This is a genomic window from Clostridiales bacterium (assembly GCA_015243575.1).
Lineage (GTDB): Bacteria > Bacillota > Clostridia > Peptostreptococcales > Anaerovoracaceae > Anoxybacterium > Anoxybacterium hadale.
The window spans coordinates 269,856-283,208 of record CP042469.1 but is presented as its reverse complement, the minus strand read 5'-3'; the positions used below and the strand labels follow the sequence as shown (position 1 = coordinate 283,208).

General features: G+C 44.3%; 12 protein-coding genes. 4 read left to right on the top strand and 8 right to left on the bottom strand.

Annotation, left to right across the window (positions count from 1 at the left end):
• Positions 1–52 precede the first annotated feature (52 nt).
• The 4 genes from FRZ06_01135 to FRZ06_01120 form a co-directional block, all read right to left on the bottom strand.
• Entirely contained in the window at positions 53–403 is a 351-nt protein-coding gene (locus FRZ06_01135; GenBank protein QOX62050.1) for a cupin domain-containing protein, read from the bottom strand.
• 24 nt (positions 404–427) lie between these two features.
• Positions 428–856 (bottom strand): winged helix-turn-helix transcriptional regulator, encoded by a 429-nt coding sequence (locus tag FRZ06_01130; GenBank protein ID QOX62049.1) that lies wholly within the window; start codon positions 854–856, stop codon positions 428–430.
• 84 nt (positions 857–940) lie between these two features.
• The gene (locus FRZ06_01125) at positions 941–1,999 is read right to left on the bottom strand and encodes an epoxyqueuosine reductase (GenBank protein ID QOX65788.1); all 1,059 of its coding nucleotides are present in this window, start codon (positions 1,997–1,999) and stop codon (positions 941–943) included.
• A gap of 193 nt (positions 2,000–2,192) precedes the next feature.
• The gene (locus FRZ06_01120) at positions 2,193–3,308 is read right to left on the bottom strand and encodes an aldo/keto reductase (protein ID QOX62048.1); all 1,116 of its coding nucleotides are present in this window, start codon (positions 3,306–3,308) and stop codon (positions 2,193–2,195) included.
• Between the two features lie 262 nt (positions 3,309–3,570).
• On the opposite strand from FRZ06_01120, the gene FRZ06_01115 reads away from it, so the two are divergent.
• The gene (locus FRZ06_01115) at positions 3,571–3,987 is read left to right on the top strand and encodes a MerR family transcriptional regulator (GenBank protein QOX62047.1); all 417 of its coding nucleotides are present in this window, start codon (positions 3,571–3,573) and stop codon (positions 3,985–3,987) included.
• Between the two features lie 3 nt (positions 3,988–3,990).
• Here the strand turns inward: FRZ06_01115 and FRZ06_01110 are convergent, their stop codons facing one another.
• Positions 3,991–4,851: an AraC family transcriptional regulator gene (locus FRZ06_01110; protein ID QOX62046.1), complete on the bottom strand. Its 861-nt coding sequence runs from the start codon at positions 4,849–4,851 to the stop codon at positions 3,991–3,993.
• 337 nt (positions 4,852–5,188) lie between these two features.
• Between FRZ06_01110 and FRZ06_01105 the strand changes: the two genes are divergently transcribed.
• On the top strand, positions 5,189–5,680 hold the full coding sequence (locus FRZ06_01105) for an HD domain-containing protein (GenBank protein QOX62045.1): 492 nt from the start codon (positions 5,189–5,191) through the stop codon (positions 5,678–5,680).
• A gap of 8 nt (positions 5,681–5,688) precedes the next feature.
• Here the strand turns inward: FRZ06_01105 and FRZ06_01100 are convergent, their stop codons facing one another.
• Positions 5,689–6,564, bottom strand: coding sequence for a LysR family transcriptional regulator (locus tag FRZ06_01100; protein QOX62044.1), 876 nt, complete (start codon positions 6,562–6,564; stop codon positions 5,689–5,691).
• 114 nt (positions 6,565–6,678) lie between these two features.
• Here FRZ06_01100 and FRZ06_01095 point away from each other — a divergent pair, with 114 nt between their 5' ends.
• Together FRZ06_01095 and FRZ06_01090 are read left to right on the top strand one after the other, a co-directional pair.
• Complete coding sequence (locus FRZ06_01095; GenBank protein ID QOX62043.1) at positions 6,679–7,665, top strand: YeiH family putative sulfate export transporter; 987 nt, start codon at positions 6,679–6,681, stop codon at positions 7,663–7,665.
• A gap of 210 nt (positions 7,666–7,875) precedes the next feature.
• Positions 7,876–8,673: an epoxyqueuosine reductase gene (locus FRZ06_01090; protein ID QOX62042.1), complete on the top strand. Its 798-nt coding sequence runs from the start codon at positions 7,876–7,878 to the stop codon at positions 8,671–8,673.
• Positions 8,674–8,735: 62 nt separating this feature from the next.
• Here the strand turns inward: FRZ06_01090 and FRZ06_01085 are convergent, their stop codons facing one another.
• Positions 8,736–10,217: a PAS domain S-box protein gene (locus FRZ06_01085; protein ID QOX62041.1), complete on the bottom strand. Its 1,482-nt coding sequence runs from the start codon at positions 10,215–10,217 to the stop codon at positions 8,736–8,738.
• 10 nt (positions 10,218–10,227) lie between these two features.
• Positions 10,228–13,236: a HAMP domain-containing protein gene (locus tag FRZ06_01080; GenBank protein ID QOX62040.1), complete on the bottom strand. Its 3,009-nt coding sequence runs from the start codon at positions 13,234–13,236 to the stop codon at positions 10,228–10,230.
• Positions 13,237–13,353 lie beyond the last annotated feature (117 nt).

Here is a 13,353-nt window from a genome sequence, read left to right as displayed (position 1 = left end):
ATGCATTCGGTCTTTTCTATTCACACAATTATAACAGAGGTTATGTTTAAAATCAAACGATGGACTTGGGAAGATATCGATCCTTCTCATTAAAAAAAGTCACATCCGCATATCCCGCATAAATATAACCATGATGCGGAACATTCTCAGGTATGAAGTAAACGTCTCCGGTTTGATAGGTTTTCGTTGTCCCATCAATCGTCATATCAATTTTTCCCTTAATGACAATTCCAACTTGCTCTGCGTGAGAATGCTCCGGCAATTCCACATCCTCAGCAAATTCCATAAAAAGTACTTGATGATTGCTGCTTTGCGACATGTAAGCAGCGACTCCCTTCAATGGAATATCTGCTTCCGGAAGCCTCAAGATTGGTTCGGGAAAAATGTTGCTGTGTTTTATCATTCTTAATCCCTCCTGGTCTATTTATTATATAATCCTTTGAAGTTCAGCAAGGGTCGTTAAAAAGTCCTCATACTTTTCTGTTCCGAGTCCCTGCTCTATTGTCCGTTGCGCTTGCTCCCAAAACGGGATTGCTTTACGAAGCGTTTCTGTTCCCAGCCCTGTGATCCAGATATGCCTCTTCCTGGAATCCACTTCGCCTGTGCGCGCTTCCAGGTAACCATTCTTCTTTAGCAATTCGATGCTTCGGGTGGCTGTTGTCTGATCCATAAGCTGGGCTTCTGCCAGTTCTCCAATGGTTCTTCCTCCTACCGCCGAAACGGCAGCCAGCAAAGCAAATTGCGCCGCGCTTAACCCCGCCGGTCGCAACGCCGCATCATAATACTGAGTAATCACTCTTGTAGTCATGCGCAGATTTCTGCAGGCACAGTCTCTTAATCCAGGTTCTTTCCCCATACTTCCCCACTTTCTACTTCTTTTTAATCCCCTCAGCCTATTTAACGCCAAGCGCTCTTGTTTTTCATGGATACCGCCAGTTCACTAACGCACCAATAGCAGTTCCTCACAAATCAAAGCCGCCATCTCCCTGACCTTTTCATGTACATCGGTGCAGGCTGCTGTGACGAGGGGACGATATTCCTCACGATAATTATTCCTCATGTAGCAAAGTGTGTCAACCTTCCATTTCCAAAGTTCATCCGGCTGAAGGTAGAAAAATTTAGGCTGTACTTTTGTTTGATAAAACGCTTCCTCCATTAGAATGATATTTTCTGGAAGAAGAGAAAAAGCAAGGTCATCCATTCCAGGAAATTCATCTTTTTCGTTCCAGGTTCCTCGATTCATGGGACAAACATCTTGGCAGAGATCACATCCATAGATACAACTGCCAAAGTCTTTGCTCGCTTGAAACAGGCTTGGGATATCCCGGCCGCCAAAGGTAGTAAGAAAAGAGATACAGGCAGTGGGCGACATGGTGTAAGGCTGGGATAACGAACCTGTCGGGCAAGCCTCGATGCACTTTTTGCAGCCCTCCGGACACTTGCGGACTTCAGTGCGCTCCTTTTTCTCAGCTTTTATATCAATCAGCCAGCCTTCAAGATGCACCCATGAGCCGGATTCGGTATATAAAAAATTATTTCTCCGAATTACCCCAAGACCTGCAATTTGTGCAGCCCAGCGCAAACCCACAACGCCGAACTTTCGGTTGGTTTCTGCCCGAATTCCCAGTTCTTCCAGAAAGGCCTCCATCTTACGATTATTTTGGAATTCCCTCGCATTTTCATCAATGCGAATATCGAAAAGATAAGATTTCCCAATCCGGCCTTTCACTTCATCAGGAACATGGTAATTTCCGTAGGGAACCGCCGCCACAATCACAGACTTTGCCCATGGGAATTCTGTTGATGGGTCTGCAAGACGCTGCTGCCTTCTATAGAACGCTGCTGATTCCGGTAGATTTTTCACCCGTTCTCCCATCATTTCCCCATATCCGGCCAGTTGATCAAGGGGCACAATCCCGCATTTTTCAAAACCAAGTTCGTAGGCTTTCTTTTGTATATGCGCTTCAATTCCAGTGTTCGAAACGCCTTCGCTTTTCATATCAACATTCATGAGATACCCTTTCTTTTAATGCACAGCCACATTATTCGTTTTATATGTATATGCATATATTATTCTGTCACCTCACACTTTGTCAAGAAAAAATTACAGGCAGATCTGTAATGAAAACAGATCTGCCCACTGTTGATTAGCGAAAGTCCAGCAAATAGCGAATTCTAAAAAGACGATTCTCTTATGAGCTTTTTACGAATTCCTCATGAACCTGATTTAGCAATTTTGGTATCGCCAGATCCTGCGGACAGTGTGATGTGCATGCACCGCAGAGCACGCACTGGTCTGCTCCCTTTCCCCCAGGCAGCAGTGCATCCCGGTATACAATTTTATCAATGGGGTGCGTTTTCATCAATTGATAGCTGTTGTATAGTTTAAAAATCTCCGGAATAGGGATATTTCTAGGACAAGGGATGCAATACCCGCAGCCCGTGCATCCTATGCTTTGATTCGCTTCATATACTTCACGAATGCTGCGGATCAGTTTCTCATCCGCAAGTGACATGACTCCAGATTCTGCCTGTTCAAAAATGCGCAAATTATCTTTCAGCTGTTCCATAGTACTTGTTCCACTCAAAATAACCGAAACCTCCGGCATATTATACAGCCAGCGGAAGCACCATTCCACCAGAGAGCGCTTCTCAGGGTATTCAGCAACCAAGCGTTTCACTTCTTCAGGGATATTTGTGAAAAAGTATCCTCCCCGAAGCGGTTCCATAACTACTACCGGAACATCCCGTTCAGCAGCGTAATATAACCCTTCCAAACCCACCTGCTGCTGCACATCAAGGATATTGAGCTGAATCTGGGCCATTTCCCAGTCATAGGCATCCATGATTTCGTGAAATGCAGCAAGGGTATTATGAATGGAAAATGCTCTGTGCCCTATTTTTCCTTTTTCCACCATCTTATCTAGAAAAGTAAATCCATCATAACGCTTAATCGTTTCCCAGTTGTTGTGATTCATATTATGAAGTAGGTATACATCGATATAGTCTGTATCCAGCCGTCTCAGCTGCTCATCAAGATACTTCTCAAAATCCGAGTGCTTTGAAATATTCCATGTGGGATTCTTTGTCGCCAGGAAGATCTTATTCCGATAACCGTCTTTGAGCGCCTTCCCTGTAATGACTTCGCTGTCACCATAAACATACGCAGTATCAAGGTAATTGACCCCCGCATCAATGCCATATCGAACCATACGCACCGCTTCCTTCTCATCACTAGGAAATCTCATGCAGCCCAGCCCGAATCTTGAAACATTCAGACCGGTTTTCCCCAGAGGCACATAATTCATAAGTATCATCTCCAATCCTGTTTTTCTATATTAGCAGCTCCCCAGTATGAATATTTGTATGTGACCGAGGATCATGCATCACTCAAACAGGAGTATATTCCTTTGAGTATACTCTAAGTCAAGAGAAAATTTACGACAGTTGATTTCCGTTCCCTCCGGCAGTATAATGACAGAGAACTAACACAAAAGCTGGAGCAAGGTCAATTATAATAAAGCAACCAACCAGGAGGCAGATACTGCTTTCAGCGGAAAGAGAGATAAGATGAGTTATTCCATCAAGGAAGTTTCAGAGCGGTTTCAGCTTTCACCCTATACATTGCGCTATTATGAAAAAGAAGGATTGCTGCCCCACGTAACCAGAGACAGCAATGGAGTCAGAATTTACAGCGAGACAGACCTGGAATGGCTGCAGCTGGTTTGCTGTATGAGAACGACAGGGATGTCCATTTCCTACATAAAGAATTATGTTGAACTGTGCAGGCAGGGGAACGATACCATTCCTGAGAGAAGGCAGATCATTCTGAACCAGAAAGAAATTGTTCAGTCCGAATTAGAAAAATATCAACAACTGCTCAAAGCAGTAAATCATAAGCTCCAATATTATGATGAAAAAATCATCCAGGCAGATCCCTCCAGCAGTTTGAACCACTGTCTCCTCTGCCGGGATGACGATCAATAGATTTTATTTTTTCACAATGGGGAGCCAAACTTCGCAGCGATAGTCCTCTGCAGCTTGGTCTCCATCTTCATAAGCTTCGATATCCGGGGCATCTGCATATTCGTAACCTGATGTGGGGAGCCACTCGGATATGATGCGTTTCTGCAGATTCTGAATTGCGGCTGGCATGGCACCAATGCACTCAAATATCGCCCAGGTGCATTCCGGAACATGATATGACTCGAGGCCATTAGTGGGTTCTAAATCCGTGGCAACTGCAATATAGTAGTCGAAATCCTTACCGTTCATACAGGTACTGACACCCAGGATTCCTGCTGGTTCATCACCTCTCATGAGCTTGCACAGTTCAGGGATCACTCCACTGCGTGCAGTCTTCTGCCAGAATAACGGTACCTGGGCAAAGTTTTCATCGATATTTACTTCGTAATGCTCCTTCACCCCTACAATTTTAAAAGCGTCTTTTTTTACAATTCGATACTTCATTTCCTCATCTCCTTTGATTGATATCTGGAAGCAGATCGGAGGATATGCTTTGAGCACGACGCCTTGTTTCCTTGCGGCGGAAGGTGCAACTCCATGGACGCTTTGAAAGGCACGATTAAAGGCAGTTGGAGAAACATAGCCGTATTTCAATGCTAGATCGATTACTTTTTCTTCTCCGCTCTGCAGATCAAACGCCGCACGAGTCATTTTTCTGCGCCTAATGTATTCGGATAGCGGGGTCTCCGCAATATAGGAGAACATCCGCTGAAAGTGAAAAGATGAGCAGCATGCAATTTGCGCCGCTTTATCCAGTTCAATCTCGCCGGTCAAATTTTCTTCCATGTAGTTCACTGCCTTATTCAGGCGTTTCAGCCATTCCATTCCAATCCTCCTGATCCTGACTGCCGGGCGATGCTTTGCAAGCCAGCCCCGCAATCCCTGTCTACAATCAAAGTATAACAATTGTAAGTATGCTCATCCTCTCTTATCCTGCACGAAAAAGAGAGTTCCGCATTCTTACACTTGTGTTGTCTATTCTGGTAAATTCTATCACAGTAATAAGTAAATTGTATGGAAATTGTCCGGAAAGTTGCCTGGAATTTATGTTCGGCAAGCGACATAGAGGTTGACTTCCCCTGCCGAATGAACTAAAATACCATCAATTAACTTATTGCTTATGTTAAACTTCTAGGAATTCCGTTGAAGGAAGGGATAATAAATGAAACAGATTAACAGCCTTATATCCGAAATGATTCAATACGATTCGGGGGATCCAAAACGAATCCAACACTTTCTAAAGGTTCACAGTTTTGCCAAGCTCATCGGCATTCAGGAGGGGCTGGAAGAACAGGAACGATTTACACTGGAGGCCGCCGCCCTTGTTCACGATATCGGGATCCGGCTCTGCGAAGAGAAATATGGAAATTGCAGCGGTAAGCTGCAAGAAAAGGAGGGGCCTGCCATTGCAGCAGCGATGCTGGAAAAGCTGGACTTTGAAAAGAATGTCATCGATCGTGTCTGCTGGCTGGTTGGACATCACCACACCTACAGCAATATTGACAGCATAGATTATCAGATTCTTGTGGAGGCAGATTTCCTTGTGAATCTGTATGAGGATCAGACCCCTGAGGAAGCCTGCCGTGCTGCTCTGAATGGGATTTTCAGAACGGAAAGCGGAATCAGGCTATGCAGGACCATGTTCGCCTTATGATAATCAATTCATGATTTCACCATAACCATATCTATAAATTTTTTCATGCCTTCCGTCAGATATTTGTTTCGATGGTAAGCCAGCTTAAAGTGCCGTTTAAATTCAACCCCCTTAAGATCCAATCTGTGCAGGATGCCCGCTTCAAGTTCTCTCCTGACAGCATTTTCGGAGATCACGGTTACTCCAAGGCCTTCGGAAACTGCAGATTTTATGGTATCTGCGTTATTGCAGGTCCAGGTGGAAGACCATCTCAAGGAATGCTCTTCCATCACCGTCTCAAAGGTTTTTCTTGTTCCGCTGCCCTGTTCTCTCAGAATAAAGTTCACCTTATCCAGTTCCGCAGCATCAATACTGCTTCGCTTTGCAAAAGGGTGATCCTTTCCGCATACCAGCACCAGCACATCTTCATCAAAGGTCTTGCTTATGATTTCCTTCACCGTAATATCACCTTCCACAAGTCCCAGATCAAGTTGATCAATACGGATTAGATCTTCAATTTTAGAAGTATTGTCTTCAATGACATGAACGGCATAAGCAGGTGCCTGTTTCTGAAACGCCGAGATCAAGCCTGGCAGAACGCAAGCTCCAATGGTCACGCTTGCCCCGACGCGAATGGTTCCGCTTCTGCTTAAGGAGCGCATTTCACTTTCCGCATCCTGATTCATTCTCAGAATATGACGAGCATATCCAAGAAGGATCTCTCCTGCTTCTGTAAGGTACAATTTCCTGGATAGGCGTTCAAAGATCCGAACTTCATAGTAAGCTTCCAATTCTGCAATTGCCTGGCTTACAGCTGGCTGCGAAATATAAAGGCGTGCCGCAGCCGATGTCATATTACTTTCATCACACACCATGACAAAGATTTGAAAATGTCTGAAAGTCATTGTACACACTCCAATTCTTCTATCAATAAGTAATTGGTTATCATTATAATAATATTATATGATTTTACTTATTTATCGTCAAGGGTTATACTTCGTATGTAGGAGTGATGAGACATGATATTGAAAAAAGATGAGATGCCCGGAGTTCTGCTTTCCGCATGCATAGCTGTACCGGCCTGGCTGATTGGAAGCCATTTCCCCATCATTGGCGGCCCGATACTGGGCATACTTTTGGGAATGATATTGGCCTATATAACAAGACCTGCTTATTTGGAGAAAGGCCTTTCCTTTACATCAAAGCGTGTTCTTCAATTTGCAATTATTCTGCTTGGCTTTGATATGAACTTATATCAAGTCATTGAGGTTGGAGCAAAGACACTGCTTCTGATGATCTTTACCCTTACCGCTGCTTTCCTTTCGGCTTTCCTGCTCGGTAAGGCGCTGAAAATCGAACGGAACATCAACATTTTGATTGGGATTGGAACTGCCATCTGCGGAGGATCAGCCATTGCAGCAGCTGCACCTGTCATCAAGGCAAAAGATGAGGACATTGCCCAAGCCATTTCTACCATCTTTCTTTTTAATGTTTTTGCTGCTTTCCTGTTTCCGACACTGGGCCATGTGATGCAGATGACTAATTACCATTTCGGTCTCTGGGCCGGTACTGCGATTAATGACACCTCCTCTGTTGTTGCAGCAGGTTATTCCTACAGCGTTCAATCAGGAGATCTTGCAGTAATCGTCAAGCTTACCAGAACCCTGATGATCATTCCGGTAACCCTGATATTGGCCTTATTCTCCATGAGAAAAGATCCCAGCGGACACGCTTCAGAATACAGACTATCACGTATCTTTCCCTGGTTTATTTTGGGGTTCGCTGCCGCCTCAATTTCTTCAACATTTCTGCCTGTTCCCTCCGATCTGATCGCACTCTTACCCCGGACAGGTAAATTTATGATTGTTATGGCAATGGCCTCCATAGGCTTGAATACAAATCTCTCAAAATTATTAAAAAATGGCGCAAGACCAATTCTTCTTGGATTGGGCTGCTGGTTTGTGCTTTCTATAACGTCTTTAGTTGTTCAGCGCTGGCTCCTTTAAGGTTCGCTTCTGGTTCGAATACGCATTCTTTAAATATGTGTCCCATGCCAGTTCAATACTGCAGCCTGAAGAAGTTCTTATATATTTCTTTACATGAAAAAATAATTCACATATACTATTTCCAGATCAAACATACAACTGAGTATGAAAAGGACTTGGACGAATAAACTGTACTAGCAGCCGTTAATAAACAGAAAGGAGCTTAAGAATATGACAGTGACATCAAACCGAGAGGAGCTGGACCAAATTCAAGAACAGCTTGCATCCTTTATCAGAGAGAATCCCCTTAATTTTCTTGAAGCACACAACAAAATGAAAATGTATGATGATCCCCTTCTTGGGGTTTCTTCTGCAGATGATCCCTATTACGATACGTTTGTCAAGCCGGAGATCGTAGGTCCCGATTTTCTGCCTCCCTTCGCATGGCTTCCCGGAGCAAAGTCCGTCATTTCCTATTTTCTTCCCTTTACGAAGGAACTGCGCGATACGAATAGGAAACCCGGCCCTCCCTCTCAGGAATGGATTTCTGCGAGAATTGAGGGTGAGAAACTCAACAATGAAATCAGACACTTTCTGGTTGGTCTGATGGAAGAAATGGGCTATGCTGTAACAGCGCCTGGAATAGATCCTCGCTTTTCCGTGAAAAACAGAGTCCCCAACTGGTCCGAACGCCACACGGCCTTTGTTTCCGGACTCGGCACCTTCGGACTCCACCGAGGCTTGATTACGGAGAAAGGAACCGCCGGGAGGTTTGGCAGCGTAATAACCACCCTTGCGCTTCCTCCGACGCCCAGGAAATATAAAGGATATTATGATTATTGCCTCTACCTGACTCAAGGAAAATGTGGGGCCTGCATCAAGCGATGTCCGGCTGATGCCTTTACGTCAGAGGGAAAGAATAATCAAATCTGCTCAGATTATCTGGATCAGATCCTCGCAGAATATGCACCGCGCTACGGCTGTGCAAAGTGCAACGTCAACGTACCCTGCGAGCATAAAATTCCCTAAAACTTGCTGCAATTCAAAAAGATCCTGCAGCAGCAAAACAGATAAATTTCCTTGCTATTTAATCAAATACAGCAAGGAAATGGAGCAGACGGTGTGATGGTGATGCCGCCAGGTGCATTTTCTATGTGGCTGCTGTACTTGATCTCACTTTCAAGCAACGCATTTTGTATGTAGCTGCTGTACTTGATCTCGCTTTCAAGCAGCGCATTCTCTATACGTTTTCTTTCGGTAATATCTCTGACATTCATCTGCAGCATTTTCAGCTCCTTTACGTGACAAGCACTTACCGCAATTTCTGTATTTCGATAAGCACCGTGTATAGAGAAAAAGCCTGAATCCTCGAATTTGAGGCTCTCACCATCCTTCAGCGTAATGATTTCAATGCTGCTTTCGGCGATTTCATGAAAGAGACCTAGATTCCAGATTCTTTTGCCTACAAAGAAATCTTCCGAATATCCAGAGAGCTGTAGCAAATACGGATTGATCTCAGTAATAATGCCTGAGTCCGCTTCTATCATCAAGATCCCTTCCTTCATGGATTCAAAAAGACGATGGTATTTAAGTTCGGAATTCGTAAGTGCCTCTTCCTTCATTTTTAGTTCAGTGATGTCCTGAAGAACACAATGAATTTGTTTTAATGCACCATCCATATCGTACCCGATCCTTCCTTCAAAGGCAATATGGATCGGTTTACCGCTTTTATGGATCAGTATCAATTCACTTCTGGCATATCCTCTTGCTTTAAACACAGGGAATTGTCTTTGAAAGAGCTTCCTGGATTCCAGCATGAGAAAATCTCCAAACCACCTGCCGAGAACCTCTTCACTGGTATACCCCAAGGTGTCAAGCCACTGCTGATTGACATTGAGAAAGCAGCCATTCTCGTCGAGAGATTGATATCCAAGCGGAGCGTGGTCAAAGAGCGTTTGAAACCGTTCTTCTGATTGTCTGAGCTGCAGCTGATATTCCCTTATCTCCTGCTGACGAAGCAGAAGGAGGCACAAAAGAATCGAGACGACAGGATAAATTAAAAGAACAGGAATTCCAATGTCTCTCAATACCGAAACACTTTCGGGATAGGGCAGCAAAAACATACAGATCAGCATGGCGCTATGTACCGTTAAACTCATAATATACACATTCAGCCAACTCCATTTTTTCGATCTCGGATACAAGATCAGCCTCCAGGCCGACCCGATCAATGCGCTGGTTAGGATAATTCCTAATCCAGGAAGCGCTCCGATCCCCCCGCTGTACACCCTAAAAGCCATTGCGGAAATTACGGTTATTACGGTCGGAATCGGTCCGAAAATCAATCCAGAGGTACTAATCAGAATGGAACGGGTATCGATCATCAAACCCGGATGAAGCTCTAACGGAATCTTCATAATCAAGATGCAGATCATTGAGATCAGGATTCCGCTGATCAACTGCCGCGATCTGCAGCTTTTAGCAGGAAACAGATACGTTAATTCATACACTACCGCTAAGGCAAGCAGCAATGCTGCATTATTCACCAGTGCGATAAAGACTGATTGATCCATTCTCTCCCTCCTAACAGAGCTCTCCGTTCCAATCTGTGCTGATTTGGGATTCTGTTTTTAGCTGGAACTTTGCTACCATTTCTTTCAGCATCTCTGACTGGCCCGACAGTTCCTGACTTGATGCAGCGCTCTGCTCTGCTGTGGCAGCATTGGTCTGAACCACCTTTGACACCTGATTCAAGCTTGTATTGATCTGAGAAATACCCATGGCTTGTTCCGAAGAAGAATTTGCGATATTGCCGATGATATCGACAATCTTTGTGATTCCCGCGTTGATCTCATTCAGTGCCTCTGCGGTGTTTCCCGCAATATCCGTTCCGACGGCAGCCTTCTCAATCGAACCTTGAATCAATTCCGTTGTATTTCTGGCCGCTTCCGCACTTCGGGCTGCGAGGGTTCTGACCTCCTCTGCTACTACAGCAAAACCCTTTCCGTGCTGGCCGGCCCTGGCAGCTTCCACCGCTGCATTCAGCGCAAGAATATTTGTCTGGAATGCGATATCATCGATTACCTTGATAATCTTTGAAATATTCCCGGAAGCATCGTTGATTTCTTTCATCGCCAGCAGCATCTCTGCCATAAGCTTATTCCCTCGTTCTGCATTTCCCTTAACGGTGTGCGTTAAGTCATTGGCTTCTCCTGCACTGACAGCATTTTCCTTTGTCTTGGAAGCGACTTCTCCGACATAAGCGGTGAGTTCCTGCACTGCACTCGCCTGTTCCGATGCACCCTGTGATAATGCCTGACTTCCCCCAGAAACCTGTTTGGATCCTGCCGAAACCTGATCCGAAGCAGTATTAATATCACCTAATACCGAATTCAGAGAATCAAGGATTCTGTTCAAAGAGTCTGAAATACTGACAAAATCCCCTTTAAAGCCTTTGATATTGCTGACAGCAAGGTTGCCCTCTGATATCTCACCTATGGTTTCAGAGATTTGACCGATTACTGTGTTGAGGTCGCTGACAGTATTGTTCACTGCACTGGATAAGACGCCAAATTCTCCCTGATAGTTCCCCCTTACAGAAACCTGCAAATCACCCTGTGCAATACGGTTCATCACAGTGGTTACTTCAGAAATCGGTTGGGCTACAGCTTCAACAAGCTGATTTACACCATCCAGAAGCTCCGCCCAGCTCCCTGAAAAGCCATCTAGGTTTGCCCTGCTGTTCAGGATTCCTTGCTTTGCCTCACCCATAAGGGTATTTGTTTCCCTCAGCAGACCATTCATAATGTCGATACAGCGATTCAAATTGGCGATGATCACATTGAAATCTCCACGGTACTGCTCATCGATTCGATCCGGTATTTCCCCCTTACTGATACGATCAATATATTCCGATGTAATATTGATCGGCTTTACGTAAGCATCTGCTAAACTGTTAACACCATCAATGAGGGTTTTCCAATCACCTTCAAAATCAGTTGATTCAGAACGTACATCAAGTCGTCCTTCCTCTGCTGCCGTTATGAGTTTCCCCGTCTCCGAAAGCAAACCGTTCATAGAGTCAATGCATTGATTGATATTGTTTTTTGTTTCGTTGAAGTCACCATAATAGGCGTCTGAAATTTTAGGAGGAATATCACCCTTGCTGATCCTTTCCACATATTCAGCGGTGACGTTGATCGGGGCAACAAAGGCATCAATTAAATCATTCATACCCCTGACCATAGAACCCCAATCACCATTAAATTCCGAGTCATCGGCACGAATATCAAGTTTCCCTTCTTTTATAGCCAGGGTTAAAACCATCGTTTTTCCAAGAAGATCGCTCATCGTTATTATACAATTATTGATATTATTTTTGATCTCATTAAAATCCCCCAGATACTCCTCTGTTATAACCGGCGGGATATCTCCTTTACTAATCCGCTCAACATATTCAGCTGTCAGATTGATGGGTGCAACGAAGGCATCGATCAACCCGTTGATGCCCGTAATCATATCCATCCACGCACCGGAATATCTTGATGAGTCACCTCTGATATCCAGCTTCCCGTCCGTTGCTGCATGAATCAACTTCTGAACCTCGGTATTCAGTTCTCTGATTGTCTCGACGGTTTTTTTCAAGGCCGGAGTGATCTCATCCTGTTCATCCTTAGGTTCGATTGTAACTGATATGTCTCCGGCTGAAATCATGTTCATTACGCCGATGACCTTTGTTTGAATTTCATCAGCAAAGGAATCCATGGAACCAGCCATCTGACCGATTTCATCCTTTGTTTGAATGTTCAGCCTTTCACTGAAGTGGCCCAAACTCATCTCCTCGATCATATGAACAGTCCTTCTGAGAGGTCTTGTAATAATACTTGAAATCAGCAAACCGATTAGTATGGACAGTAAAGCGACCAGGCCGATGACTGCAGACATAACGAAGATCGCCTTGTCAGCCTGTTGCTCATTCAACGCAGCTTTTTCTCCAGCTGCGGTAATCTGCAAAGCTACAATCTGGTCAATTGCCTCCTGATATGCTTTCGAGGCTATTCCTGATTTACCCGTTGCGCTCATCATTTCGATTGCTTCTTCATCCCTATTTTGCTCAGCCAGCTTAACAATTTCATCCAGACCAATTTTGAATTTAACTCTGGTCAACTTATATTGATTAAATGCGCTTATGATTTCCGGAGAGTTTATACTTGCTTCAAACTCCATTGTCATCTGATCTACCTTAGTACGTATTTCTTTGATTTGCGCAATGCTGGCTTGAATATCTTCAGAATCTTCGGCCAGGATCATATCACGGGCAATTGCTCTGGTTCTCTGAAACTCGGTAGAAATGCCACCGATAACCGATAGTGGAACAGTAGTGTTTTGATAAAGCTCCTGGTCTGACTCATCAAGCTCTTTCAGATTGAAAATCGCGTAGATTCCCATAGACCCGCTGATTAGTGCAACAACCAGAAAGCTTAGGATCAACTTGCTGCTGATTTTTAAATTAAGATACCACTTCATGTCATGTTTACCTCCTTGCAACGACTTATTTTTGTTGGCACGATTCGCGCTCAGTAAACCGTGCATGCTATTTATAAACTGAGGTTATCAGGCGGAGTAAGCATATCAAGGCAATACAGATAATTTTTTCCTTTCGTACTCCAACTAGAGTTTAGGCTACCGTTCTCACAAATTTCTCACAAA